Genomic DNA, 26,698 nt, shown 5'->3' with positions numbered 1-26,698 from the left:
TCAGCATGAGAACGGATGGATCAAGCGGGGGCGGAGTACACTTTCAGTGTAGCAAAGCGGCGCTTTGGCGCGATGAGTGAGGGAAGGACGGTTCGAAAATTCCGGCGCTTGCGGAGGCGATCCGGGAGGCCGAAAAGCGATTATTCGTGCCCGGCGAATCGGCCCTTGTTTCCCGCTGTTGACCACGCTTATCGGGCAAGGCTCCGATCCGGCCTCAGTCTTTTTTGGTGACCATCATGGTCGTCTGGTATTCGATCACCTGCTGATTGCGCTGGTTATGGGTTTTGTTTTGGTAGATGAACAAGAACCTCTCCGGGTTTTTGGTGGCGCGAAGATCCACGACTTCGGCATCGGCCTTGAGCGTGTCCCCAAACAGCACCGGAGCAGTGATCTTTACGTTGTCTACCCCGATATAGGCATGGATTTCGTAGCCGTCCTGGGCCAAAAGCTCGGTGATATTGTCCGCCTGGTGAACCAGCCCGTCGGCGACGGCAAAAATGACTGGACCCGCCAGAGAGCGCTCCTTGAACCAGGTTCCCTTGGCATATTCGGAATTACTGTGAATCGCCATATTAAACCAGGTGAGTTGATGCAGGATGGAGAAGTCCCCGACATCCAGCGTCCTGCAGACCCGACAAGGAATTTTAGTACCCGCTGTTAGCTTAGCCATAAAACGATGCTTCCTCTTCAAATGATCAAGCGTAATGGAAAATCGCCGTGCCGGAATACCGTATCGTGAGATCGGTGTGTTGTGCCTTTCGGTCGTAGCGCAGAGGCGTCTTGAGCATAACCGAACGTAGTCGTTCACACTCCCTATCGTTGACTTCTCTCCGAAAGGGAAGCATGGGACACTAAGGGCCGGGCAGCTGAACCCAGCCTATCCTCGCTTGTGCATTCACTCTCCTTTCGAGGAACGACCGATGAAATCCAGAACCCCTTCCTCCAGCGGCGGCAAGCTGGACCAGATCGTGGCCGCCGCCCGGCGTGGCCGGGAACAGCGCGAGCGCGATTACCGCGAGCAGGCGTTGAAGCTTTATCCATGGATCTGCGGGCGCTGCGCGCGCGAGTTCAACCGCCAGAACCTGCACGAGCTGACGGTACACCACCGCGACCACGACCACGACCACAACCCGCCGGACGGCAGCAACTGGGAACTGTTGTGCCTCTACTGCCACGACAACGAACATCAGCGCCGCGAAGAGGCGCTGGCCCAGGATGGGAGCGGCGGCTCGGGCCACTCGGTCGGCGGCGGCGCGACCCACAACCCGTTCGCGAATCTGAAAGCCTTGCTGGGCGATAGCCAGGACGAAAAAACGAAATAGCCGGTCTCGCCATTGGCCTATTTTCCAGTGCCCAACTCGGTTGATCGCGGTTAAGATAGCGCCCCTGTATTTCCGGCCTTCTCAGGGGACTGCCCATGACGTTCGTCGTTACCGAAAACTGCATCAAGTGCAAGTACACCGACTGCGTGGAAGTCTGTCCGGTGGACTGCTTCCACGAGGGACCGAATTTTCTGGTCATCGATCCCGACGAGTGCATCGATTGCACCCTGTGCGAGCCCGAATGCCCGGCGCAGGCGATCTTTGCCGAAGACGATGTCCCGGCCGGCCAGGAACATTTCCTGGCGCTCAACGCCGAACTGACCAAACAATGGCCGGTGATCACCGAAAAGAAGGACGCACCGCCCGACGCGGCGGACTGGGACGGTAAGCCCGACAAGCTGCCTCATCTCGAACGCTGAGCCGGGCGCATAGTCTGACCTTTCCGTCGCACGACAGGTCGCGCCCGTGCTCCCGGCTCATGCTTTGCATCCCTTCGTCGCCGCCGTGCGGCCGATTGCGCGCCGAAGCCCGACATGGTTTTTACGGAAATCCAACGATGAGTGAATCGCCCTACGTTTTCGAAGTCACCCAACATAACTTTGCCGCGGTCGTGGTGGAGAATTCCCAGCAGGTACCGGTACTGGTGGACTTTTGGGCCGACTGGTGCCAACCCTGCAAGACGCTCACACCGATCCTAAGCAAACTGGCCCAGGAATACCGGGGCGGTTTCATCCTGGCCAAGGTCAACGCCGACGCCGAGCAGGCGCTGGCCGGACATTTCCAGGTCCGCAGCCTACCGACGGTGATGGTGGTCTGGCAGGGACAGATCGTGGATCAACTGGTGGGCGTACAGCCGGAATCGAGCTATCGGGAAGCCATCGACCGTTACCAAACCAGTCCAGACGAACTGATCATGGAGCAGGTGGAGCTGCTCTGGCAGCGTGGTCGCCAGCAACAGGCGGTCGAACTGCTGCACGAAGCGCTCAAGCAGGAGCCGGACAACGTCGAACTGAAGGTGGCGCTGGCGGACAAGCTGCTGCAGCTGGATCGCGGCGAGGAGGCGCGCACTCTGCTGCAAAGCCTGCCGGCCGAGGAACAGGACCGCCAGCCGGCCAGTGGCCTGTTGGCACGCCTGCGCTTCGCCGATCAGGCCCAGGGCACACCGGATCTTGCCGCACTGGAAGCGAAGGTACGCGCCGATCCCACCGACAGCGCCGCTCGCCGGCAACTGGCGGCCCACCATGTGCTGGCCGGCGCCCACGAAGCGGCATTGGAGCAGTTCATGGACCTCATGCGCCGCGACCCTCAGTTCGAGGACGAGGCCGGCCGCAAGGGTCTGATCGCGATCTTCGAGATGCTCGGCAACGAACATCCGCTGGTCATCACCTACCGGCGGCGGATGTTTTCGCTGCTGCATTGAGATCGGCCCGAACCCTGGCCGTGACGACCCACCGGCCATGAGCGCCAACCGACGATCGTTCGAACGGTTGCGCGATCATGCCCGGCAAGCCCGCGAAACCGGCGATTACGCCCAGGCCGCGCGGTTGGAGCGTCAGGCGGTGGAATGGGCCGGAACGCTGGGTTTAGCCGGCGAGCGGACCCGGGCGCTGCTGTGGGAAGGCTACAGCCTGCGACAGGCCGGCGAGGACGATCTGGCGCTGGCCGCGCTGTTGCAGATCGCTGGCGAGCGGGCCGCGGCCGCCGATCCGGCCGATGTGTTCGGCGCGCTGACCGCCATTGTCCACATCAGCCTGGAACGCAAGCCATTGCGGTTCTGCCGTGCGCTGCTGGATCAGGCGCGATGCTATCTAAACGATATCCGCCGGCCGTGGACCGCGCCACTGGATTATCTGGAAGGCGAACTGGCCCTGCGCCGGGGTGAATTCGCCGCCGCCTGGGACTGGTATTCCCGCGCCTGGGCTGGTTGGCGAGACGAACATCCCCGCCTGACCCCCGCCACCCATCTGTGGGCATTGTGCCGCACCGCTTTTCGCCGTCGCCATCTGGCGGAGTTGGAGCGGCTGAGCAAAGCACTGGTTGATCTCCGCCCAAGCGCCACGCTGGAACGGCAACTGGTCGAGCGGGCGCGGTTGCTGCTGTGGCGGGCACGGCGCACCGTCGATGTTTCCCGCCCCGCTCCCGACCCCACGGGGCCGGTCGAGACGGCCCTGGCGCTGCTGGCCAGCGTGGAGGGTGAAAATCACGATTTTGGCGCGCGGCTGGAAGTGCTGCGGGCGCTGGCGCTGGCGGACTGCTGGGATGCGGTGGATGAGGTGCTGGCCCGGCATGAACTCAAACCCGGCTGCTTTGAAAGCGCGCTGTTGCTGGGTGACCTGGCGTTGAACCGGGCGCGGGCAGCGCTGGGATTGCCGGTCGTGGATGACGATTATGGCGAAGACGCCGATGTCGCTTCCTCCTCGCTGGATCGGCCTGATCCCGAAGCTCGATCCACGCTGGAACGGGCCGGGCCGCATTATCAAGCGGCCCTGACCTTGGCCGAAGCCGAGGACGAACGGCTGGAGACTCCAGCGCGTGGCATGACCGTGCGGAATCGACTGCGGCAACTGGAAACCATGACCCTGTGCCTGCCTCATCGTTGAAGACGCCATGAAAAACCGCACCAAGGACACCGCCGGCCTGTACCGCACTGGCCGCGACGATGCCGAGCGCCAACTTCGTTTCGATCGGGGCACGCTGTTGCTGGAAGGCGTGACCGAACTGCCAGCTGGACTGGAAACCTGGTTCTGCTACGACCCGCGCGTGGACGCCTACCGCGCGCCGGCCAACCGCTATAACGAGATCATCGGCCCGCTGAAGCGCGAACTGGCCCGCAACAAGGCGCCACGTTACCAGGTTCGGCAATTGGCCTGTGCCCTGGAAATGACGCCCTACCCCCACCAACAGGAAGCGCTGGACGCTTGGCAGGCGGCGAAAGGGCGTGGCGTGGTGGTGCTGCCGACCGGGGCCGGCAAAACGCTGGTCGGGTTGCTGGCGCTGTGCTGGGCGCGACGCGACGGGCTGATCATGGTCCCGACCCTGGATTTGATGCAGCAGTGGTACGCGTTGCTGCGGGCGGCGTTCCCGGATCAGGACATCGGCCTGATCGGCGGCGGCTACCACGAACCGCAACCCTTGACCATTGCGACCTACGATTCCGCCGCCCGCCACATCGAACGGCTGGGCGACCGCTTCGGCCTGCTGATCTTCGACGAAGCGCACCACCTGCCTTCGGAGTTTTACCGGATCATCGCCGAATTCTCGCTGGCGCCCTACCGGCTGGGACTGACCGCCACCCCGGAACGCGGCGACGGCAAGGATGCCGACCTGCCCGAGCTGATCGGCCCCATCGTCTACCGCAAGCGCCCGGAGCAACTGGCCGGCGACGTGCTGGCGGACTATCAGGTGCGACAGATCCATGTGGATCTGTCCCCCACCGAGCGGATCGCCTACCAACAGGCGCTGGACGACCGCAACGCCTTTTTGCAGGCCAACCGGCTATCGCTGGGCTCGCTGGAGGGTTGGAACCGTTTCGTCATGCTGTCGGCGCGCAGCGTCGAGGGCCGCCGCGCCATGCGCGCCCACCGCGACGCCCGCCGCATCGCCCACGCCACCCCGGCCAAGTTGCGGGCGCTGGGTCTGATCCTGGCCAACCATCCCGGCGCCAAAACGGTGATCTTTACCGAGGATAACGCCACCGCCTACGAAGTCTCGCAGCGCTTTCTGATTCCCTGCCTGACCCACCAAACCGTCGTCAAGGAACGGCAGACGATCCTCGATCACTTCAAGAGCAGCGTCTTTACCGCCATCGTCACCAGCAACGTGCTCAACGAGGGCGTGGACGTGCCGGACGCCTCCATCGGCGTGATCCTGTCTGGCAGCGCCTCGGCGCGGGAGTTCGTGCAACGGCTGGGGCGCATCCTGCGGCGTGGCGACGGCAAACGGGCGGTGCTGTACGAAGTCATTGCCCGCGAAACCCGCGAGGAGCGGGTCGCCGACCGGCGCCGCGCGCCGCCGGACGCCGCCCGCAAGGCAGAGCGGATCGAGGCCACGCTGGCGCTGTTTGATTCACAACCTCCCTCGCCCAAAGGGGAAAGAGACGAGGCTAAAAGCGGCAACGGGACGTAAGCACCACGATGCTCCCCTCCGATCTGCTCTTTTCCCACAAGCGCGGCGCGCAGATCTACCCGCGTTTTCTGCGGCCCGAGCAATGCGTCTGGGCCGAGCGGGTGCTGGCCGTGATCCGCGAGCACCACCACCGCAGCCGCGGCGAATTGCAGGCGGCGTTGCGGGCGCTGGAGGGTGACTCGCCCGATTACCGTATCGTGCGCGGTTTCGCCCATCTGGCGCTGAACGCGGCCGAATTCGTTCTGGCCACCGGCGAACTGGAGCCGGAAGCGCTGCGCCGGGAAGTGTTCACCCTGGCGGCCGAACGCGGCGGTTACGGCGAAACCCAGGCCCGCGAGGTACTGGAAGCGGTCGCGCCGCGCTATCAGTTGGAAGCGGAAACCCTGTGCGAGGCGCTGTACGCCGACTTGCCGGAAAACCACCTGCTGGCCGTGCTGCCGGATTTCACTTCGGAGCAACTGGTGAACCGCTACAATCTGGCTCAGGCGCAAGGTTTGTTGTACTCGGCCCTGTGCCTGCGCCTCACCGCCCACCGCAACGTGCCGGGCGAATACCGCCGGCTGTTTCAGCACCTCAAGTTCCACGGGTTGATGTACGCGGTCGAGGGCAACCTCGACGACGGCTATCAAATCTATGTGGACGGCCCGGCCAGCCTGTTCAAGCAAACCCGCAAATACGGCCTGAAAATGGCCGTCTTTCTACCGGCCCTGCTGCGGGTCAGCCGCTGGGACATGGAAGCGGTGCTGCGGCGGGACGACCGGGACATCAGCTACCGGCTCGACTCGCAATCGCCGCTCAAGCCGCTGAGCGCCGCGCCGCCGGCCTACGACAGCCTGCTGGAGGAACGCTTCGCCCATCGCTGGGAAAAACTGGGCACACCCTGGATGCTGGAGCGGGAAGTGGAAATCGTCGATCTGAAAGGCACGGTCTTCGTACCGGATTTTGCCCTGCGCCATCCCGACGGCCGGGTGGTGCATGTCGAGATCATGGGGTTCTGGCACCCCGATTATCTGCGCCGCAAACTGGACAAGCTGCGGCGTGCCGCCATGCCCGATCTCATCGTGGCGGTTTCGGAACGACTGAATGTCGGCGCCGACGATTTTCGGGATGTTCCCGGTCCGGTGTTATTCTTCAAGGGAAAACTCGAGCCGCGTGCCGTACTAGCCAGCCTGGAGCAGGTATCATGACCAAATCCCATTCCACTCGGCATATCCAAGCGCTCATGACAAGCTTGGCCGCACTGCTCGGACTGCTCCTGAGCGTTGTCGCTTGGGCCGCTCCAGAAGCGATCGGCACCCTAGCCGAAGCACAAGGGCGAGTGGAAATCAACGGTGTGCCTACGCCGGCCGGCGCCGAACTGCGCTTGGGCATGCGTGTGGTCACCGGAACCGACAGCCAAGCGACACTGAAATTCCTGGACGGTCAAACCATCAATCTCGATCCCGAAACAGTGTTCTGGATCAAGAATTACCGCTATGCCAAGGATAAGCCCAAGAACAACCGTTCCTCCACGGCATTGGTCAAGGGCGGGATGCGTTTCATCTCCGGAGCCATGTCCAAGGAAAGCCCGCAAGCGATACGGATCGATACCCCGGTGGCCACCATCGGCATTCGTGGTACCGAATTCACAATGACGGTGGGCAGCGACGGTCTGTACTTGCATGTCATCAGCGGCGCGGTCATGGTCACGGCAGCCGGCCAGACGGTCACCGCCACCGCCGGTCAAGTCGTGACCGTGGACAGCGCCGGCAACCCACCCTCCGTGGGAGCCGCGCCACCTATCCTGGGCTCGACCGCAACATCCACCAGTGCGGCCGTAACCACCGCCACCATCTTCACCGAAAAAACAGCGGCGATAGCGGCGGCGGTGGCGGCGGCGGTCGGTACCACCATTGTGGTCCAACAAAACAACCAGGACGATCAGGACGCCTCGCCTCAATAACGCTTTCCCGAGCGAGAAGGAAGGCACCGGCCCTACTTGCTTTCCAGGTTGAACACGCCGTCCCAGTCCACGGGGAGTGGCTTGGCGCGCAGCGCGGCCAGCCGCTCCAGATACAGCGCATACAAGCGGTGGTCCGGCTGCCGTTCGCGCAGCCACTGGAACCCGGCCTCCGCCGGGTTCCAGTCCTGCCGCCGGTAGGCGCGCAGCGCCTCTTCGTACTCGGCCAATTCCGCGGCTTGTTGCGCGTCCAAATCGTTCGTCAACCCCAGCGGCTCGAAAATCGCCACTGGCTGGGTCCGACCCTTGACTCGAACCCGGTCCAGTTCGCGGCAGGCATAGTCGGGAACCAGCGCGCGAGTGTACTCGCTGATGACGATCTCCACGCCGTACTGTTTGGCGGCGCCCTCCAGGCGAGACGCCAGGTTGACCGCATCGCCCAGCACCGTATAGGACACCCGAAACTCCGAACCCATGTTGCCGACGCTCATCACCCCGCTGTTGATACCGGTGCGGGCACGCAGCGGCGGCCAGCCCCGGGCGCGAAAATCATCGTCCAGCGCCCGCAAGCCCCGCGCCATCGCCAGCGCGGCGGCCACCGCGTGCCGGGCGTGTTCGGGATCGGCCAGCGGCGCGCTCCAGAACGCCATGATGGCGTCGCCGATGTACTTGTCGATGGTGCCGCGATGCTCGTGGATGATGCGGGTCAGCGGAGTCAGATAGCACTGCATCAACTGGGTCAACTGGCGCGGTTCGAATCGTTCGGAGAGGGTAGTAAAACCAGCGATGTCGCTGAACAACACCGTCATTTGTCGGCTTTCACCCTCCAGGGAATAGCGTTCGCCGCGCCGGCTCATCTCCGCGACGATCTCACGCGGTACATATTGGCCGAACAACTGGGTGATCCACCGCTCCCGCCGCGACTCGACGAAAAAGTTGTAGCTGGTTTGCAGCACATACAAGATCAGCAACAACGTCAGTGGCGCGGCTAGTGGCGCGACCAGGGCTTGCGCCTGCCAGAGATAGCCATTGACGCCAAGCAGCACCCCACCCACCGTCAGGGTCAACAGTAGCGCCCACATCGGCGACAGCCAACCAATCAGGACCCCCAGCAAACCAACGATCACCAACTGCACGATTTCCAGACCGGCCGAGTAAACCGGCCGAGTCCTGAAACCCTGATCGAGGATGCCAGCGATCAGATTGGCGTTGATTTCGACACCGGGATAGACGTTCTGCACCGGCGTGGCGCGCAGGTCCAATAGAGCGGCCGCCGTGGTTCCCACCAGTACGATCGCTCCTTCCAGCAAGCGCGGGTCGGCGGTCCCCGCCAAGACTTCGGTCGCCGAAACATACGGAAAGCTGCCCTGGCGACCCCGATAGGGCACCAGTACCGCGCCCAGATCGTCGACCGGTACGGTAAAGCCACCAAATCGCAATGCCTCCAGGCGCCGGTCATGCGCATCCGCCCCGTAACCGGCCGCCATGACCAGTTCCATGGGCGGATTGTCCAGCAGGGCGCGAACCATGGCCACCGCGATTTGGGAATACAAATAATCGCGATAACGAATCAGTAACGGTATCCGGCGGAAAATCCCGTCCCGGTCCACCAACGGGCTGTTGAAAAAACCACCGGAATACGCATTGTCTTGCAACAAGGGCAGGTTGGCGCCATAGCCAACCGCTTCGATCAAAGCGGTGTTATTCACACCGAGATCCCGAATCGAGGCGATCGGCTTCGGTAGAAGTCCGAATTGAATGCTGGCATCGGGCGACGTTCGGGTATTGAAAAAATAACCGAGCACCACCGGATGGCCATGCATGGCGACGGCGAAGCGGCGATCCGGGTCCAGTTCACGGCGCAACCGCACCAGCTCAGTACGCTGGCCGGGGTCCTGACCCAGCGGGCCATGGATCAGGGCCTTGAAAATGGAATCGGTGGAATCCGGCTCGGCGAACACCACGTCGAAACCGAGCACGGCCACATGGTAGCGTTCGAACAATTGATCGACCAAGGCGGCCAACCGATACCGCGGCCAGGGCCACTGACCTTCCGCCCGTAGGCTGCGCTCGTCGATATCCACGATCACAATGCGGTTGTCCACCGTGCCCGGCAGCGTCAGGTTCAGGCGCGCGTCATAGGCGATGCTTTCAAGCTGATGCAGGAAGGAGAACGACCACCAGCCACCGGCATGCAGCACGAACAGGCTGGTGAGGGCGGTGCTGAGCAGCAGCTTGACGGCGTTGTGAGAGACCATGGACCCTGGCAAGCCTTGGGTGTGCGTTACTGCCGGGGGCCGTCGATGATCCGCACCAGGGTATCACCTTGGAACACCAGCGTTTTTAGCAAGGTTCCTCGCCCCAGACTGTACTCCCATTTGTAGACCGGAATGAGCCGCCGTGTTTCAGTTTCGTAGCCGGGCAGGTAAGGGTACGGTTGCGGTGTCGCGGACGGGTCGTAATAACCCTCGTTGTGGCGGATCACCTGTTCGATGAAACCATCCTGCCAGGCCCGTTGCGGCTCACCGCAAAGATCCAGCACGCGCGACTGGGAATCGCCGTCGCTGACGACATAACGACCGCAACGCAGGCTGTCGGCGACCACCGTGGCTGCGACCACGACCAGCGCCAGTGGGAATATCAGGACCACACGACTCAATCCGCGCATGAATTTGCTCCCGAAGAAAACCGGCCCAACCCAACCCAAATCATCGCTCAAATCGACCGGTCGCTACCCTCACTTGACCACACTCGCTGAAGCGCGCCATTGACTTCGCAAGTTTGACACAGCGCCTCCATTTCAACAGACGATAATTCTCTCTGGCCGGAAATCCACATGGCTTTTTCATGGCGTGGAGCCCGCTCAATCTATCGTTTTGGTGATATTGGCTTATAATTGATGCTATAAATAACCTTATCTATCATAATGTTACTCAGGCTGTTTGTTTGTTGCAATTCATCATTCATGGCGAAAATAGATGACTTTTTTGACTCTTTCCATAGCCATGGGTCCGATTGGGTCAGCGGGTGACGGCGGCCTGTCTGACTGGACCCACCTTGAGTAAGGCGCGGATGCCGCAACTCCCGCAACCGGTGTCGGCCCGCGTGTCCGATGGAGCCCTTGCGGGCGTGTTGAGTGCGCTGGGTTGTTTTGCATTATGGGGGCTTTTCCCCATTTATTTCAAACTGTTGCAGAATGTTCCGGCGCTGGAGGTACTGGCGCATCGGATTTTGGGTTCGGCGGTGCTGCTGCTGGTGCTGATGCTGGCGCGGAGACAGGGACCGCTCCTGCTGGCCACCTTCCGCACCGGGCGTCACCTGCGCTTTTACCTGCTGACCGCCCTGCTGATCTCCATCAACTGGCTGCTGTATATCTGGGCGGTGCAAACCGGCCGGATTCTGGAAGCCAGCCTTGGCTATTACATCAATCCGCTGGTCAATGTCGTGCTGGGCGTGCTGTTCCTGCGCGAGCGGCTGAACCCGCGCCAGTGGAGCGCGGTTGCCATCGCCGGCGCCGGGGTGTTGGTGCTGGTGCTCGGCCACGGCGTGTTTCCCTGGATTTCCCTGACCCTGGCACTCAGTTTTGGCGGTTATGGACTGCTGCGCAAGAAGGCCGGTCATGCCGCCATGCTGGGGCTGTGTGTGGAAACCCTGTTGATGGCTCCCATCGCCCTGTTGTTTCTCACGGTCTTTGCGGTGCGCGGCGCCGGCGCGCCCGGCATGCTGGACGGGCGCACCGACCTGTTGCTGCTGGCCGCCGGCCCAATTACCGTTGCCCCCTTGCTGCTGTTTCTCCAGGCCACCCAGCGCCTGCGCCTGTCCACCGTGGGTCTGATTCAATATCTGACGCCCACCCTGCAATTCCTGCTGGCGGTCGTGGTTTATCGCGAACCTTTTACCTACACTCACCTGATTGCGTTCGGCTGCATCTGGCTGGCCCTGGCGCTCTACAGCATCGACGCCTATTCCAGCCATCGCTCGCGTGGCCTCTGGATCGCCCGCCGCGCCACCACCACCCCACACCGGACCCCGCGCTCATGAAGCCCGGCCACGGCAAAATCCAGTTTCGCGTGTTCTGGTTGCTGTTTCTGGCGATGCTGCTCTCCGCGACGGGCCTGGCGATTCAGCAATCCCTTCTGTTTCTCGGCCTGAACCTGCTGCTGTTGGTCGCGCTGGCCGCCGCTTTGTTCCAATGGGTGAGCCGGCCGCTGTGGACCATCGCCCGCAGCCTGTCCCCGCGGGATTCGGCCATACTGGAACCGCTGTCCGGCGAAGATACCGAATTCGGCCGGATCGCCCGGCTGATTCTGGATTTTTTTCAGCAACAGGAACGGCTTACCATGGAAATCCAGGAACGGCGACAGGTGGAGCAGACGCTGCGAAAGTATTCGCGGGCGCTCGAACAAAGCGCCAACAGCGTGATCATCACCGACCGCAATGGCGTGATCGAGTACGCCAACCCGAAGTTCAACGAAACCACCGGCTATTCCCAAGCCGAGGTGATCGGCGCCAACCCGCGCATTCTCAAATCCGGTCGGACCTCGCGCGAGCAGTACCAGCGGCTGTGGCAAACCATCACCGACGGCGGTGAATGGCACGGTGAATTCCGCAACCGGCGCAAGGACGGCGCGCTGTATTGGGAATCCGCCACCATTGCCCCGATCCGCGACGAGCACGGCGTCATCACCCACTTCGTTGCCATCAAGGAAGACATCACCCAGCACAAAAAAGCTCAGGCGGCGCTGCACGCCAGCGAGCTGAAATACCGCAGCGTGTTCGCGACCGTCGGCGACGCTCTGTTTCTGGTGGACAGTCAGGACGGGCGCATCCTGTCGGTCAACCCGGCGGCCAGCAAGCTGTACGGCTATACCCGGGAAGAATTGCTGGGCATGCGCGACACCGATCTGTCCGTCACCACCAACGACGATGCCGAAGAACTGTCGCGCCTGATCTCAAAGCGCCTTAGCGATCAGCCGCACCGGCGCAAGGATGGCTCCGTTTTCCCCGCCGATCTGTTCGTCCGTCATTTCACCCACAAGGGACACAAGATCACTGTCGCGGCCGTCCGCGACATGACGCAGCAAAAACTGGCGGAACGCAGGATCCTTCGTCTGAGCCATTTTTACGCCGCCCTGAGCCGAACCAGCGCCGCCATCATCCGCCACGCCGAACCCCATGAGCTGTTCCAGCAGATCTGCCAAATCGTCATCGATCTGGAGCAGATGCGGGTGGTATGGATCGGTTTCGTCAACCCGGAAAACGACGGATTCCAATTAATGGCGCACGCCGGGATGGCACCCAATTATCTGCATTATCTGACCGACTCTCCCATCTCCAGCGACCCCAGTCAGCCGACACACTGGAGTCCGGCCGGGCGGGCGCTGCGGCAGGGGACTCCAGAGGTCGATAACGATTTCCAGGAGGATTCCAAGTCTCCCGCATGGCGGCGGACAACCCAGGCATTGGGCATTCGGTCGGGGGCCGCTTTTCCGCTGCGGCGCGACGGCCAGACGGTCGGCTGCCTGTGCGCTTATGCGGCCGAGCGCGATTTCTTCGACGCCGACATCACCGGTCTGCTGGCCAATCTGGCCGGAGAGCTGTCCTTCGCGCTGGATCTGTTCGACCGGGAATCGCAGCGCAAGATCGCCACCGAGCGCATCCACCATCTGGCCACTCACGATCCACTGACCGGGCTGCCCAACCGGTCCCTGCTGATCGAGCGCCTCAACCAGGCCATTCACCGCGCTCATCGCCGACAGGGTTACGTCGGCATTCTGTTCCTGGATCTCGACCGCTTCAAGACCATCAACGACTCGCTGGGCCACGGTATCGGCGACCAGCTGCTGCAAGCGGTCACCGAACGATTGCGCGCCTGCATCCGGCAAGAGGATATCCTGGCCCGACAGGGGGGCGACGAGTTTATCCTGGTGCTGCCGGAGATCGACGAGCCGGCCATCGCCGGTCGAGTCGCCGAACACCTGCTGCACGCATTGCGCGAGCCGTTCGCCCTGCAAGAGCATCGGCTGCACGTCAACACCAGCATCGGCATCAGCATCTATCCGCTGGATGCCGCCGACCCGCCGACCCTGATCCGCTTCGCCGACAACGCCATGTATCAGGCCAAGGAAGCCGGTCGTGCCGGCTATGTCTTTTTCACCTCCGAACTCAATGTCCAAGTGTCGGAACTGTTCACGCTGGGCAATGAGCTGAGGCATGCCCTGGAGCGGGAGGAGTTCGTGCTGCACTACCAGCCGCAGATCGATCTCAACACCCGGCAACTGATCGGCGTGGAGGCGCTGATCCGCTGGCAACATCCCAAGCGTGGCCTGATACCGCCGATCACCTTCATTCCGATCGCCGAGGAGATCGGGCTGATCAATGCGATCGGCGAATGGACCCTGCGAACCGCTTGTGCGCAAAACCACCGCTGGCAGGCCGCCGGACTACCAGCCATGCCGGTCGCCGTCAACCTGTCCGCCAAACAATGGCTGCAACCGCGTCTGGAAAATCAGGTGATCGATGCTCTCCAAGCCGCCGGTCTGGCGCCCCAGTGGCTGGAGCTGGAGATCACCGAAAGCCTGCTGATGCGCGACACCGAGAAAATGATCGAAACCATGCACCGGCTACAGGCGAGTGGAGTGCAGTTCGCCGTGGACGACTTCGGCATCGGCTACTCCAGCCTGAGCTATCTCAAGCGCTTTCCGGTCAACCGGCTCAAAATCGATCAGTCCTTCGTCCGGGACATTCCCGACGATCCCGACGATACCGCCATCGCCATCGCCATCATCCAGATGGGTAAAAGCCTGCGCTTGAACGTAGTGGCCGAAGGCATCGAAAGCACCGAGCAATTGAACTTTCTGCGCGAGAGCGGCTGCGACGTCGCACAGGGTTACTATTTCAGCAAACCGCTACCCGCTGAAGCATTCATCGAATATTACAATCACTTCGCTAGGGGTTTGCCATCGCCTCGTTAAAGCGGACGCGAATGCGCTCCACTCGCTCGTGATTCACGCCGAAGTCGTAATAGCCGCTTCGCGCGGCCGAGCGCACCTGAATGAAGCCCGGCGGGTCGAACAAAAATTCCACATCGTCCACGAAACCGAAGACCGCCGAACGGAACTGGGCATGAATGTAGTTTTCATCGGCCTGGACGATTTCAGCTCGATCCATGCCGTCGAGCACCGCCAGCAGTTGGGCACGCGCCCGTGCCCGCTCGGCTTCGTAGCGCAAGGGATGGACCCACTGTTGCTCGTCCGCCGCCTGCGACGATACGCAGTTGGGCGAACTGGGACACGGCGCCAGCCGGCCTTCGCTGACGCCGAAATTCACGGGTGGCTGCCCACCGGAACAGCCGCCGGCCATCAGAATCGCGATGGCTGCCAACCCACCGGTCCATTGCTTCATTCGCATGTATCATTCCTCGTTGATCGTTCCACGTTTTGACTGACTGCCCGGATAGCGAACGCTTGTATCCATGAAGGGCATTGTTTGGAGAAACCAGTTCGACTACCTTTAGTTGGCAAATCCCTGCCGAAATTTGTCGGACAATGCCATGGTTGCACCTTCGTCAGACCTGCAAACTCTTGAAGATCTCACTTTCCGGGTGCTCTATCGGGGTGCCTTCGCCCTGCTGGAGGTTCATCTCCAACCCGGCCAAACCCTCAAGGCCCAGTCCGACGCCATGGTGGCCATGGACCCCACCATCGACGTGGAAGGCAAGATGGAGGGCGGCCTGCTCGGCGGACTCGGGCGCATGTTCAGCGGAGAAAGCCTCTTCTTTCAAACGCTGAGAGCATCCCGCGGCGCCGGCGTGGCGCATCTGGCACCTGCCCAGCCGGGAGACCTGCTGCCGGTTCAACTCGATGGCCACCAAGCCTACATCCTGCAAAAGGACGGCTTCCTGGCGGCCAGCGAAGGCGTCAATATCTCCACCACCGCCCAAAATCTCACTCGGGGGCTTTTCAGTGGCGAAGGCTTCTTTGTGCTCAAGGCCAGTGGCCGGGGCATGCTGTTTGCCGAAAGCTACGGCGCCATCCATGAACTCGATGTGCCCGCCGGCCAGGAAATGATCGTCGATAACGGCCATCTGGTCGCCTGGCCCGAAACGATGCAGTACAAGATCGAGAAGGCCAGCGCGGGCTGGATTTCCAGCTTCACATCCGGCGAGGGCGTCGTGTGCCGTTTCAGGGGACCCGGTAAAATCTACATCCAAAGCCGCAATCCGGCTGCCTTCGGCGCGTGGGTTCGCCCGCTCCTGCCATCCAATCGAAGAGGCTGAGCGGATGGCAAGGTCACTCCAGCCGGGCGCCAACCTGCCCCTGCCCAGCGGCGCGGAGATTCGGATCAGCGTCGCCTGGGAACCCGAACGGCCCGGTGGCCACGAAGCCGACGCCAGTGCTTTTATCCTGCGCAAGGGCGATCGCGTCAGTGGGGATGCGGACTTCGTGTTCTACAACAACCCGCGCTCGGCCTGCGGTTCCTTGACGCTGAGCCAGGGCACCGAACCGGAGCGACAGGCATTCCACATCCGACTCGGCGATTTGCCCAGCGACGTGGCCAAAATCGCCCTCTGTCTGACGCTGCACGGTCATGGTTCTTTTGCGCAGGCTCGCCGGATCGATCTCCGGGTCTTCGATACGGCGCGGACCGAACTGATGAGCTTCAGTCCACCCACCACCGGCATGAGCGAGGCGGCGCTGATTCTCGGCGAGGTCTACCGGCGCAACGATCAGTGGAAGTTTCGCGCGGTGGGCCAGGGCTTCGCCGGCGGTCTGGGGCCACTGGCCACCTACTTCGGGGTCGATATCCGCGAAGAAGCGCCTGCCGCATCTCCGCCGCCGGTATCGCGCGCCACCGCCGCGCAAGCCGCGCCCGTCTCCATCGGAAAAGCACCCGCCACCGGGGCCTTGCCCACCGGGAGCATCGTCCGCCATTCCGCCACCGCCGATCTCGATTACGAGATTCTGTATCCGGGCGCGTATGCGCTGGCCCGCGTCGATCTGCCGCGCGGCCGTCACTTGAAAGCCCAGTCCGACGCCATGGTGGCCATGGCGCCGACCATCGACGTCGAGAGCAGAATGGACGGTGGATTGCTGGGCGGCCTCGGCCGGCTGATGAGCGGCGAGAGCTTTTTCCTGCAAACCCTGACGGCGGCGCGCGGGCCGGGCTCGGTGTTCTTCGCCCCGGCCGCGCCTGGGGAAGTAGCGGTGCTGGATCTTCAAGCCGGCGATGGGTACATCATTCAAAAAGACGGTTTTCTGGCATGCAGTGAGGCGGTTCAGGTCAGTACTCAGGTGCAAAACATCGCGCGGGGGCTTTTCAGTCAGGAAGGCTTTTTCATTCTCAAGGCCGAAGGTCGCGGGCTGGTTTTTCTGGAGTCCTACGGCGCGATCCATGAATTCAACCTCCAGCCGGGCCAACAAAAGATCGTCGATAACGGCCACCTGGTCGCCTGGTCCCAGTCCATGCGTTACGAACTGGAGATGGGTAATCCCGGCTTCATCGCCGCCTTTACCTCCGGCGAGAAAATCGTCTGCCGGTTTTTCGGTCCCGGCCGGCTGCTGGTGCAGACCCGGCAACCGCGACAGTTCGGCCTGTGGATTTCCCGCTTCCTGCCGGGATGAGGCCGCCGCGTCGAAACCGCCCCGCCCGCTACACCAGCACCAGATTATCCCGGTGGATCAGTTCCGGGTCGTCCACATGCCCGAGCAGTTCCTCGATGCGGCGGGTGGTCTTGCCGATCAGTAGCAAGGCATGAGTCACATCGTAGTTCATCAGTCCGCGCGCTACTTCGCCACCGGCGGGGTCCAGGCAGGACACCAGATCGCCACGCTCGAACCGCCCTTCGATCGCCGTCACGCCGACCGGCAGCAGACTCTTGCCGGCCGTGCGCAAGGCTCGCACCGCCCCGGCGTCCAAATGCAGCCGCCCGCGCACCTGCAACTGCACCGCCAGCCACTGCTTGCGCGCCGCCACCGGGCTCTGACTCGGCCGCAGCAGCGTGCCCAGCGCCTCGCCGCCCGCCACCCGCCGCAGCACCTCCGGTTCGCGCCCCCAGGCCAGCAGGGTAAAAGCGCCGGAGCGCGCCGCCCGCCCCGCCGCGTGCAGCTTGGTCAACATGCCGCCGCGCCCCAAACTGCCCGCCCCGCCGCCGGCCATGGCTTCCAGCGCCACATCGCCGGCCCGGCCCTCGCCGATCAGACAAGCTTCCGCGAACTGGCGCGGGTTGCGGTCGTACAGCCCCTGCTGGTCGGTGAGAATGACGTACAGCTCCGCTTCCACCAGATTGGCCACCAGCGCGCCCAGGGTGTCGTTGTCGCCGAAGCGGATTTCCTCGAAGGCCACCGTGTCGTTTTCGTTGATGACCGGCACCACCCGCAAGCGCAGCAGGGTACGCAAGGTATTGCGGATGTTGAGATAGCGCTGGCGGTCGGAGGCATCCTCGTGGGTGAGCAGGACCTGCGCGGTGCGGATGCCATGGCGTTCGAAGGCCGCCTCCCAGGCCTGCACCAGCCCCATTTGCCCCACCGCCGCCGCCGCCTGCAAGTCGGATAGCACGGTCGGCCGCTGGCTCCAGCCCAGTCGCCGCATACCCTCGGCCACCGCGCCGGAAGTCACCAGCAACAGTTCCCGGCCGGCCCGATGCAGTTCCGCCATCTGCGCCACCCAGGCGTCGATGGAGAAATTGTCCAGCCCCTGGCCGTCGTTGGTGATCATGGCGCTGCCGATCTTGACCACCCAGCGCCGGGCGCCGCCCAACTGCGCGCGCGTCTTATCGAGCATCGCCCGCCTCGTCTTCCAGCCGCGCCGCCGCTTCCTCTCGCCGCCGCTCCTCCAGCCGCGTCATGACCGCCTCGATCAAGGCATCCGTTCCCTCGCCATTGGCGGCGGAAATCCCGAATACCGGCCCGGTCCAGCCCAGCGCCGCCACGATCTCGGCCACCCGCGCCGCCCGTTCTTCGGGTGGCAACACATCCAGTTTGTTCAACACCAGCCAGCGCTCGCGTTCGGCCAGTTCGGTGCTGTACTTGGTCAATTCGCTCAGAATAATCTCGACATCCCGCAACGGATCACCGCTGTCGCTGTAGGGCGCGACGTCCACCAAATGCAGCAGCAAGCGGGTACGGGACAGATGGCGCAGGAACTGAATGCCCAGGCCCGAGCCCTCGGCGGCGCCCTCGATCAACCCCGGAATGTCGGCCATCACGAAACCGCGCAACGGTCCGACCCGCACCACGCCCAGGTTGGGATGCAGGGTGGTGAAGGGATAGTCGGCCACCTTGGGCCGGGCGGCGGAGACGGCGCGGATCAGGGTGGATTTGCCGGCGTTCGGCATCCCCAGCAGGCCGACGTCGGCGATGACTTTCAACTCCAGCCGCAGGTCGCGCGCCTCGCCCGGCGTGCCCGGCTTGAACTGGCGCGGCGCGCGGTTGGTGCTGCTCTTGTAGCGGGTGTTGCCCAACCCGTGAAAGCCGCCGCGCGCCACCAGCAGGCATTGGTCCGATTCGACCAGATCGCCGATTAACTCGCCGGTGCCGACATCGTAGGCCATGGTGCCCACCGGCACCATGATGGTCAGATCGGCGCCGCCGCGGCCGGTGCAGTCGCTGCTCATGCCGTTCTGGCCACGCCCGGCGCGGAACCGCTGGGTAAAGCGGTAATCGGCCAGGGTATTCAGTTCGGCATCGGCCCGCAGGTAGACACTGCCGCCATCACCGCCGTCACCGCCGTCGGGACCACCGAAGGGAATATATTTCTCCCGCCGGAAGCTGACGCAGCCGTTGCCGCCATCGCCAGCCTCGACCCGGATGATGACCTCATCAACGAATTTCATGGCGTCCTTCGTGAACCGTGGAAAAAACAAAAGCCCCGGACGGGGCTTTCGACGCGCTCGCTAAAGCCGGAGCCATTATTGCGCCGGCTGGATGCTCACATACTTGCGGTTGTGGGGACCCTTGACCGTAAACACCACATGGCCGTCGGCCTTGGCGAACAGAGTATGATCCTTGCCGCAACCGACGTTCTGGCCTGGATAGAACCGGGTGCCCCGCTGCCGGATGATGATATTCCCGGCGCGCGCCAGTTGGCCGCCAAACAGCTTGACGCCCAACCGCTGTGCTTGCGAGTCGCGACCGTTACGGCTGCTGCCACCTGCTTTCTTGTGTGCCATGATTTCAGCCCTCGAGGTTCGGCGCCGCCCAAGCGGTCGTCTGGAGGCCGCTGATGCCGCTGATGCTCAGCTCCGTAAAGGACTGGCGGTGACCCTGGGTCTTGCGGTAGTGCTTGCGGCGGCGGAACTTGACGATGCGGATCTTGGGGCCGCGCCCCTGGGATTTGACGGTGGCCGTCACTCGGGCGCCTTCCACATAGGGCGCGCCGACTGTAATCTGGTCGCCATCGGCAATCATCAATACCGTGTCGAACTCCACGGAGGCGCCTTCCTCGATTTCGAGTTTTTCGACCTTGAGGGTCTGACCCTCGGCTACCCGGTATTGTTTGCCTCCGGTTTTAATGACTGCGTACATAGCGAAATCTCCAGACGGCTCACCCGTCCCGACTAAAGGGACGTGATTCTAGCGATACCCCCCGGCAAGGTCAAACAAATTCCTGTTGACAGCGGCGCTTAGGCTCTCACCTTGACCCTGTCGCAACCAATCCGTAGCATTGCGAGCGTCTTCATCAAGGCGATCCGCCACCATGGAAATCGAACAAATCCGCGCGCCGGTCGCGGACGACATGCGCGCCGTCAACGCCCTGATCCGCCGGCAGCTCCATTCCGACGTGATGCTGATCAACCAGTTGGCCGGCTATATCATCGACAGCGGCGGCAAACGGCTGCGGCCGGCGACCGTGCTGCTGGCGGCGCGGGCCTGCGGCTATGCCGGCGACCGGCATATCGACGCCGCCGCCATCATCGAGTTCATCCACACCGCCACCCTGTTGCACGATGATGTGGTGGACGAATCCAGCTTGCGCCGCGGACGGGAAACCGCCAACGCCATCTGGGGCAGTCAGGCCAGCGTGCTGGTGGGCGACTTCTTATATTCCCGTTCGTTTCAAATGATGGTCGGCATCGGCAACATGCGAGTCATGGAGATTTTGGCCGATACCACCAATACCATCGCCGAGGGCGAAGTCCTGCAATTGCTGAATTGCCACGACCCCGATACCAGCGAAGAGCGCTACATGGCGGTGATTCACTGCAAAACCGCCAAGCTGTTCGAGGCGGCGGCGCAACTGGGAGCGGTGCTGGCCGGTCGGCCGGAGGGGGAGGAGCGGGCACTGGCCCACTACGGGCTACACTTGGGAACCGCTTTTCAAATGATCGACGATGTGCTGGATTACAGCGCTTCCAGCGCCGAACTGGGCAAGAACATCGGTGACGACCTGGCCGAAGGTAAGCCGACCCTGCCGCTGATTCACGCCATGCGCCATGGCACGCCCGAGCAGGTTCGGATCATTCGCGAGGCCATTGAGCACGGTGGACTGGAACACATCGATATCGTCACCCGTACTATTGAGTCCACCGGGGCGCTGGACTATACTTCGCGTCTTGCCGCGAGGGAAGCCGAACAGGCAGTCGCCAGCCTGGCGTCGCTGGCCGATTCAAGTGCCAAGGATGCCCTGGCTGGATTGGCCCGCTTTGCGGTGAATCGCCACTCTTAAAGTCCTTCCCCATCGGGGTGTAGCTCAGCCTGGTAGAGCGCTGCCTTCGGGAGGCAGAAGTCGCAGGTTCAAATCCTGTCACCCCGACCATCTTTTTTCTCTAATCTTTCAAGAAATTAGAGATACGTCATCAATCTTCCCCGCCGTACCGGCGTGACCGGATCGTGACGCGCTATCCAGAACCGCCACCACCGCCCGAATATTTTCCGCCGCCAGATAGCGTTGCGGGCCGACGGTGCTGAAGGGCAGCCTTAGCCGGCCGGCTTGCAAGGCGCCGCCCAGTTGCCGCACGTCGGCTTCGCTCAGCCGGGACCAGGGGTTGGGCATGGCGGATCGGGAAAAAAAGCGGCGGCGGCGCTATCCACGGTCGGCACGACCAGGGTGCGATCCAGAAAGTCGTTGCCCTGTTCACACGAGGTTTCGGCGATCAGCAGGCAGCCGTGACAGGCCGCGCCGTGCAAAAAGCGTCGTTCGTGAGGGTCGTCCGGTCGGTGTTGGGCACAGACCGGGTCGTTACTGCACAAGCGCCCCCACTCCAAGGCCGCTTGCAGGTGATCGTGGATGCGCTCGCCGGCTTTGACCAAGCCGCCCAAGGTGCCTTCGGCGTCGGGGGAGGCGGTGTAGAGCAGGATGCCGTAACCCAGATCGCTGGCGTAAATCCGCTCGCGGATCGAACTGGCTGGATAACCGCAGTCCAGAGCCATCACCGTCAGCAGGAGGTGGGACAAGGTGTGCAACAGCAGATAATCCGCCCCCGGGAATTCACGTTGGCTTTTCGGATGTTCCGTCAGCCACGCATGGAAGCCTTGCCGCAGTTGTTCATGGCGCTGGATCACCGCCGGTTGGCGCAGCCAGTGCTGGATCGCGTCGCGCTGAAAGCCGATGAAGATACCTTCGCCACGGTTGTCCACGCTGGGGAGCCAGTGGGCCTCCAACCCGAGGGCGGCCCGTTCGACGCCAATGTCCAGATCAGCCAGTTCACCGTCGGTTTTCGGGGCGACGGCTTCAAAGCGGGTAAAGCCGACTTGGGCGACCACTTCGCGCAGGCGGTGAATCAGCAGGATGCGTTCGATGGCGTGCGCGCCCGTACTCCGGCTTGTGCCCACCGGGAGGGCCGGGGTGAAGGCGCGGGCATAAAACACGCTGTCGGGGTGATCGCGGCCAATCGGGTCTTGCGAGGCGGTCAGAACTTCCAATTCCGCATCCTTGACCGTCAGGGACGACGGGCCGCTGCTGGCTTTGCCGGCGTTGCGGCGAGCGTGGATGGCGGTTAAAACAGCAGTGCTGTCTAATCCCTGTAAAGCGGTTTCCACATCGGGCAATAATTCACGCAATATGTCCAGCTTTTCAGTGGAATCGACCTTTTGCAGCGAGTTCCACACAGCAGCGATGGCATCCATCACCGGGTCGTCCTGTTCCAGCGGCAGGGAGATGACGCTGAGCAACTGCGCGAAATAGGCGTGGCTGGCGGAACGGATCAACAGGCGGTTGAGTTCGTCGCAGTCTTCTTTTTCCGCCGCCCGACCCAGCCAGGGCCGGCTGCCGTTGCAATAGCCCAGCGCCTTGAACTCCCGTTTCGAGGCGGCGGCCACCGAGCGACGGTTGCCACAGTCGCAGCGCACCCACAGGCTGGCCAGGTCGCCGCTGCTGCCCTGCTCTTCCAGCCACAAGGTCCGGCGACAGGGGCTTTTGGGGTCGTCATGCACGAAGGCATACCAGTCAATGTCGCCGATATGGCCCTTGGGACAGGCGCGGACAAAGCGCACCGGCACCACCGGGTGCTTTGTCCTTTTGTCGTCTTCGTCTTCAAGCTTGCCGCGGTTCAGCAAACGCCGATGCACCAGGCGACGGGCGCGGCCCCGGACGAAGTCCTGGGTGACGAACCATTCCGGGAATTGCCAGACGGTGACGCCGGTGTTGGGGCATCGGGGATCGGAATCGATCGGCGGTTCGCGCAGTTCGCGGATCTCGGGGAGGAATCGGCGAATTTTCTGCAACAGCCGGGGTTCGTCGATTAAGGTTCCGGTCCCGCGCCAATCATCGAGGCCACCGACCAGCGCGGAATGCTTCGGCAGGTCGATCAAGGCGCCGGGGCCATAGATGTTGAGCAATTGGCTACGACGGACTTGGCCATGTGGGTGCGCGTCGTTCTTGTCGTTCTTGGCCGGCTTTTTCATGGCGTCACGTCCTGGCCGTCGAGGGTTTTCAGCCATAAGTTGACACTCGGTTCGACGTCGCGCATGGAGCGGTTGGCGCGGAATTTCCAGGCGGGCGGCGCGTCGGTATTGAGAAATTCATAGAGCAGGCGGGCGACGCCGCCGGCTTCGTGCTGGTATTGCAGCATGCCGCCGTGCTGGGCGTGGTCGTGGGCGATGCGGCACCATTCGTCGAGCAGATCCTTGGCCCGGTCGCTGACGTTGTGTTGCAGCGCGCTGGTTTCGGCGGCGGGCAGGGCGGCGTGACCGGCCGCGCGGTCGCCAAGGACGCGCAACAGCGCGGTTTCCAGGCGCGGCCGTTGCGCTTCCAATGCCGCCGCGCCGTGCGGCGGGGTCAGGGTGGGGTCGGCATGGCGCATCAGGGCGGTGAGCACGGCGGGCAGGGCGCGATCCAGGGCGCGCGGGGCAAACGGGGTAACGCTGGTGGCTTCGACGCTGCGGTAGAAGGTTTGATGATAGGCGGCGAAATGTTCGTAGTGGGAGCGGTCGCGCGGGCGATGGATGTTGAGCAGGGTGACCACCAGTCCGGGGCGTTGCGGATCACGACCGACACGGCTGCTGGCCTGGATGTATTCGGCGCTGGTCTTGGGCTGGCCGAGCAGCACCATCAGGCCGAGGCGGGTGATGTCGAGGCCGACCGAGATCATGTTGGTGGCCAGGGCGATATCGACCCGGTCATCCTGGGTGAAATCGCGCTCCAGACGGCGTCTGGCTTGGGCCACGTCGGCGGTGCTGACCCGTGAGGTGAGTTCCAGTACGTCAAAGTGAATTTTGCGGTCGGCAAAACGGCCCGGCGGTTCGTTCAGGACATGGCGTTTCTCGTAGGTTTGCAGGCGGGTGGTGACTTCATCCTCGACGATGCGCCGGCTGCCGCCGAGTTCGCGCAGGCTGTTGAAGTAACCGAGCAGGGTCATATACGGATCGGCGGGATTCGGGACCGTCTTGGCGCCACCGGCCTCCTCATAAGCGCGTTGCGCGGCGGCCATCAGCGCCAGGTCGGTGCGCAACATGACCACCTTGAGACTGCGCCCCTGGGCGGCGACGCCCACATACAGGCGCGGCGGGGTTTGCGTCGGCGGGTGGGTTTCGGCAAAGAAACTGTCGCGGCGATCCAGGCCGGGCGGCGGAAAGATATCGGCGTCGCGGCGATTGAACAGGGCGCGAATTTGATGGGCGGCGCGGCGCACGGTGGCGGTCGAGGCGATGATCTTGGGCCGGGGCGCGTCGGCGTGGGGGACACAGAGCGTTTCCAGGGCGGTTTCGTACAGGCCGGCGATGGTGCCCAGCGGGCCGGAGATCAAATGCAGTTCGTCCTGGATGATCAGTTCGGGCGGCGGCAGGCGTGTTTCGGGCAACGGTTGGCCGCCGGTCTGGCAGGGACCGTAAAAGCCGTGTGCATCGTAATGATCGACCCCGCCGAATAACGCGCCGGTTTCGCCGGTCCACGGCAGGGCGGCGAATTTGTCCACCGTGGCGATGAGAAAGCCCGGCAAGCGCCGGTAAATCGGTTCGTCGACACTGAGCATCGGCAAGGTGCGCCCGGTGTGGCCGGCAAAGTCACAGGCGCGGTTGACGCAGATCACCCGCAAGTCGGTCGGCGTGTCGGGATTCGGTGTCAGTTGGAATGCATTCGGGGTGAATTTTTCGCCGCACCACGGGCAGTTTTCCAGAGGGATCGGGGGGATCGTGGTTTTACCGGCCTTGTAGGCCATGGTTTTATGGCGGGCGGTGTGGTCGTTATCGTCGCCTTTGCGGCCCATGCGATTCGGGGTGGCGGCTTGGCCGACCCACAGACCGATTTCAAACGGCCAGGCGCCGAGCGTTTTCGGATCGGCTTCGCGTTCCAGTTCCAGGGCGCAGATCAGGGCGGCGGCGCGGCCCAGTTGGTCGAGGGTCAGCAGGCGCAGGGTGTAGCGCATGAGTACCGTGAGACCAGCGGATTGAATGCCGGGATTCCGCAAGCGGCGCAGGATCAGGGTGAAGGCGGCCAGGCCCAGATAGGCTTCGGTTTTACCGCCGCCGGTGGGGAAGAACAGCAGATCGACCACGCCCCGGTCGTCATGGGTCGGTTTGCTCAGGCCGCGCAGATTGAGCAGGAGAAAGGCCAATTGGAAGGGCCGCCATGCCGGGGTTCGCGAAATGTGCTGTTGGGCGTCGCGCTGGCGGGCGGCGCGGGCCATGACCCGGTTCGTCAGACAAAACGCGCTGAAGATCGCCGGATCGCGCAGGGCGTTCAGACCGGCGTCGATGCGCTCGGCGGCCTGGGTGGCGCGGTTCAGCAGTTCCTGACCGATGGTTTGTTGTGAGGCGCGGAGGGTGGGGAGTTGCGCCTGTTGCTGAGCCAGCCAGGCGCGGTAGTCGGTAAGCAAGGGTTGCAAGGCGGTGTGGGCGGCGGCGGTGTCCGGCAAGGCGGCCAGGACCTCCATGCGTAACTCGACCGCCGGCATGTTCGACGGGGCGACGAAATCCACGGCGGCTTGAGGGATCCATTCGGTGCGCACGCTGTGGCAGATGCTCGCTGCCGACATGGCGCATTCAGTCCCCCCCTTTGGCAAAGGGGGGATTTCGGTGAAGAGGGCCTCGGTGGCGACGCCATGGCCGACGGCGTAGGCGGACACGTCGCGATAGTGCAGGTCGGCGATGCGCTCGTCCCAGTCGTTGCGGGCATCGCGCCCGCGCAGATTGGGTTGCGGCAGCAACGGGCGGGGACTGGTGACGGTGATCGTGGGCTGAAAGACGTAGTGTTCATCGCGGCGCTCGGCGGTGGGGGCATCGCCGCGTTCGTTGCTGAGGAAGATCGAGACGATGCGGGCGCCGGGCGGCAGGCGGTCGTCCAGACCGGCGGGCAGGGCGCGGACGCTGTAGGCGAGTTGGAGCCGGGGATCGCCGGGGACGGGTTGACTGTGCCGGGGTTGATGGCCGGTTGCGGGCAGCGTCAGGGTGAGGGGGTCGGGATGGCGCGGGGTGCGTTGCCATGTTTCGGTGGCGGGCGGGGTATTGTCGTCCTCGGTGGGTACGGCAGTGGCCGGTGGCGCAGCGAGCCGCTGGTAATCTCCCCAGTCGAGTTGCACGGTGAGGCTCGGGGTCTCGGCGCTGACCAGGACGCTCAGGCCCAGCGAGGCGGGAAACAGGGAGTGCCGGGCGGTGACCCGCTCCGGGCTGGCGTTGTCTTCGGCGGCGGGGGACGCCGGTTCGAGCAGATCGAGTTCGTCTTCGGCGTCGGGATCGCCGCGCTGCTCGACTTGGGCGTTGAGCGGGGCGAGAAAGCCGGTGAGATACCAGCGGACGGGGGGTTCATTGAGGATTTCATCAGCCAACGCCGGGCCGACCAGGTCGGTGCGCAGGGCGGCGATGAGGCGATCACGAACGTCGGCGGGGGTCATGGGGGTGGCGCTCTTTGATGGCGGATCATGAAGACGATTGGGTTGTCA

23 protein-coding genes and 1 tRNA gene are annotated in these 26,698 nt (G+C 63.3%); 13 read left to right on the top strand and 11 right to left on the bottom strand.

Annotated features, from left to right (window positions below; genetic code table 11):
- Positions 1-214 precede the first annotated feature (214 nt).
- Positions 215-670: a hypothetical protein gene (locus IPM89_14915; GenBank protein ID QQS54096.1), complete on the bottom strand. Its 456-nt coding sequence runs from the start codon at positions 668-670 to the stop codon at positions 215-217.
- A gap of 250 nt (positions 671-920) precedes the next feature.
- Here IPM89_14915 and IPM89_14910 point away from each other — a divergent pair, with 250 nt between their 5' ends.
- The 7 genes from IPM89_14910 to IPM89_14880 all read left to right on the top strand — a co-directional run bounded on the left by IPM89_14910 (position 921) and on the right by IPM89_14880 (position 7,389).
- Positions 921-1,322: an HNH nuclease family protein gene (locus tag IPM89_14910; GenBank protein QQS54095.1), complete on the top strand. Its 402-nt coding sequence runs from the start codon at positions 921-923 to the stop codon at positions 1,320-1,322.
- A 95-nt stretch (positions 1,323-1,417) separates the two neighbouring features.
- On the top strand, positions 1,418-1,741 hold the full coding sequence (locus IPM89_14905) for a ferredoxin family protein (protein ID QQS54094.1): 324 nt from the start codon (positions 1,418-1,420) through the stop codon (positions 1,739-1,741).
- Positions 1,742-1,878: 137 nt separating this feature from the next.
- The gene (gene trxA, locus IPM89_14900) at positions 1,879-2,742 is read left to right on the top strand and encodes a thioredoxin (GenBank protein ID QQS54093.1); all 864 of its coding nucleotides are present in this window, start codon (positions 1,879-1,881) and stop codon (positions 2,740-2,742) included.
- A gap of 37 nt (positions 2,743-2,779) precedes the next feature.
- Complete coding sequence (locus tag IPM89_14895; GenBank protein ID QQS54092.1) at positions 2,780-3,922, top strand: hypothetical protein; 1,143 nt, start codon at positions 2,780-2,782, stop codon at positions 3,920-3,922.
- Positions 3,923-3,929: 7 nt separating this feature from the next.
- The gene (locus IPM89_14890; protein ID QQS54091.1) at positions 3,930-5,447 is read left to right on the top strand and encodes a DEAD/DEAH box helicase family protein; all 1,518 of its coding nucleotides are present in this window, start codon (positions 3,930-3,932) and stop codon (positions 5,445-5,447) included.
- A gap of 8 nt (positions 5,448-5,455) precedes the next feature.
- Entirely contained in the window at positions 5,456-6,634 is a 1,179-nt protein-coding gene (locus IPM89_14885; GenBank protein QQS54090.1) for a DUF790 family protein, read from the top strand.
- A complete protein-coding gene (locus IPM89_14880; GenBank protein QQS54089.1) occupies positions 6,631-7,389 on the top strand; it encodes a FecR domain-containing protein in 759 nt (252 codons plus the stop codon). Before IPM89_14885 ends, IPM89_14880 begins: the two co-directional genes overlap by 4 nt.
- A gap of 32 nt (positions 7,390-7,421) precedes the next feature.
- Here the strand turns inward: IPM89_14880 and IPM89_14875 are convergent, their stop codons facing one another.
- Positions 7,422-9,644: an adenylate/guanylate cyclase domain-containing protein gene (locus IPM89_14875; protein ID QQS54088.1), complete on the bottom strand. Its 2,223-nt coding sequence runs from the start codon at positions 9,642-9,644 to the stop codon at positions 7,422-7,424.
- A gap of 26 nt (positions 9,645-9,670) precedes the next feature.
- Positions 9,671-10,054, bottom strand: coding sequence for a DUF2845 domain-containing protein (locus IPM89_14870; protein QQS54087.1), 384 nt, complete (start codon positions 10,052-10,054; stop codon positions 9,671-9,673).
- Between the two features lie 404 nt (positions 10,055-10,458).
- Between IPM89_14870 and rarD the strand changes: the two genes are divergently transcribed.
- Together rarD and IPM89_14860 are read left to right on the top strand one after the other, a co-directional pair.
- Positions 10,459-11,427 (top strand): EamA family transporter RarD, encoded by a 969-nt coding sequence (gene rarD, locus IPM89_14865; protein ID QQS54086.1) that lies wholly within the window; start codon positions 10,459-10,461, stop codon positions 11,425-11,427.
- Positions 11,424-14,360 (top strand): EAL domain-containing protein, encoded by a 2,937-nt coding sequence (locus IPM89_14860; protein QQS54085.1) that lies wholly within the window; start codon positions 11,424-11,426, stop codon positions 14,358-14,360. Before rarD ends, IPM89_14860 begins: the two co-directional genes overlap by 4 nt.
- Here the strand turns inward: IPM89_14860 and IPM89_14855 are convergent.
- A complete protein-coding gene (locus IPM89_14855; GenBank protein ID QQS55955.1) occupies positions 14,335-14,748 on the bottom strand; it encodes a DUF1499 domain-containing protein in 414 nt (137 codons plus the stop codon). The two genes, IPM89_14860 and IPM89_14855, sit on opposite strands and share 26 nt — an antisense overlap.
- 190 nt (positions 14,749-14,938) lie before the next feature.
- On the opposite strand from IPM89_14855, the gene IPM89_14850 reads away from it, so the two are divergent.
- Positions 14,939-15,664, top strand: coding sequence for a TIGR00266 family protein (locus IPM89_14850; protein QQS54084.1), 726 nt, complete (start codon positions 14,939-14,941; stop codon positions 15,662-15,664).
- 4 nt (positions 15,665-15,668) lie between these two features.
- The gene (locus IPM89_14845; GenBank protein ID QQS54083.1) at positions 15,669-17,009 is read left to right on the top strand and encodes a TIGR00266 family protein; all 1,341 of its coding nucleotides are present in this window, start codon (positions 15,669-15,671) and stop codon (positions 17,007-17,009) included.
- A gap of 28 nt (positions 17,010-17,037) precedes the next feature.
- Here the strand turns inward: IPM89_14845 and IPM89_14840 are convergent, their stop codons facing one another.
- The 4 genes from IPM89_14840 to rplU all read right to left on the bottom strand — a co-directional run bounded on the left by IPM89_14840 (position 17,038) and on the right by rplU (position 19,910).
- Positions 17,038-18,168: a glutamate 5-kinase gene (locus IPM89_14840; protein ID QQS54082.1), complete on the bottom strand. Its 1,131-nt coding sequence runs from the start codon at positions 18,166-18,168 to the stop codon at positions 17,038-17,040.
- Complete coding sequence (gene obgE / locus IPM89_14835; GenBank protein ID QQS54081.1) at positions 18,158-19,219, bottom strand: GTPase ObgE; 1,062 nt, start codon at positions 19,217-19,219, stop codon at positions 18,158-18,160. The genes IPM89_14840 and obgE overlap by 11 nt, the downstream gene beginning before the upstream one ends.
- A gap of 75 nt (positions 19,220-19,294) precedes the next feature.
- On the bottom strand, positions 19,295-19,555 hold the full coding sequence (gene rpmA / locus IPM89_14830; protein QQS54080.1) for a 50S ribosomal protein L27: 261 nt from the start codon (positions 19,553-19,555) through the stop codon (positions 19,295-19,297).
- 4 nt (positions 19,556-19,559) lie between these two features.
- Positions 19,560-19,910, bottom strand: a complete 351-nt coding sequence (gene rplU, locus IPM89_14825; GenBank protein ID QQS54079.1) for a 50S ribosomal protein L21 — start codon at positions 19,908-19,910, stop codon at positions 19,560-19,562.
- Positions 19,911-20,082: 172 nt separating this feature from the next.
- Between rplU and ispB the strand changes: the two genes are divergently transcribed.
- Both ispB and IPM89_14815 read left to right on the top strand, forming a co-directional pair.
- Complete coding sequence (gene ispB, locus IPM89_14820; GenBank protein ID QQS54078.1) at positions 20,083-21,051, top strand: octaprenyl diphosphate synthase; 969 nt, start codon at positions 20,083-20,085, stop codon at positions 21,049-21,051.
- 13 nt (positions 21,052-21,064) lie between these two features.
- A tRNA-Pro gene (locus tag IPM89_14815) sits at positions 21,065-21,141 on the top strand.
- An 18-nt stretch (positions 21,142-21,159) separates the two neighbouring features.
- Here the strand turns inward: IPM89_14815 and IPM89_14810 are convergent.
- From IPM89_14810 to IPM89_14800, 3 genes are read right to left on the bottom strand one after another with little or no spacing between them, the layout of a single operon-like run.
- On the bottom strand, positions 21,160-21,378 hold the full coding sequence (locus IPM89_14810) for a hypothetical protein (protein ID QQS54077.1): 219 nt from the start codon (positions 21,376-21,378) through the stop codon (positions 21,160-21,162).
- The gene (locus tag IPM89_14805; GenBank protein ID QQS54076.1) at positions 21,354-23,228 is read right to left on the bottom strand and encodes a DUF1998 domain-containing protein; all 1,875 of its coding nucleotides are present in this window, start codon (positions 23,226-23,228) and stop codon (positions 21,354-21,356) included. Before IPM89_14805 ends, IPM89_14810 begins: the two co-directional genes overlap by 25 nt.
- Entirely contained in the window at positions 23,225-26,650 is a 3,426-nt protein-coding gene (locus tag IPM89_14800; GenBank protein ID QQS54075.1) for a helicase, read from the bottom strand. Before IPM89_14800 ends, IPM89_14805 begins: the two co-directional genes overlap by 4 nt.
- Positions 26,651-26,698: the final 48 nt, after the last annotated feature.

It is taken from the genome of Candidatus Competibacteraceae bacterium (genome assembly GCA_016699715.1).
In the GTDB taxonomy this organism is placed as follows: Bacteria; Pseudomonadota; Gammaproteobacteria; order Competibacterales; family Competibacteraceae; genus Competibacter.
Note: the sequence above shows the minus strand (reverse complement) of the source record. Positions and strands in the feature narration are given on the sequence as shown.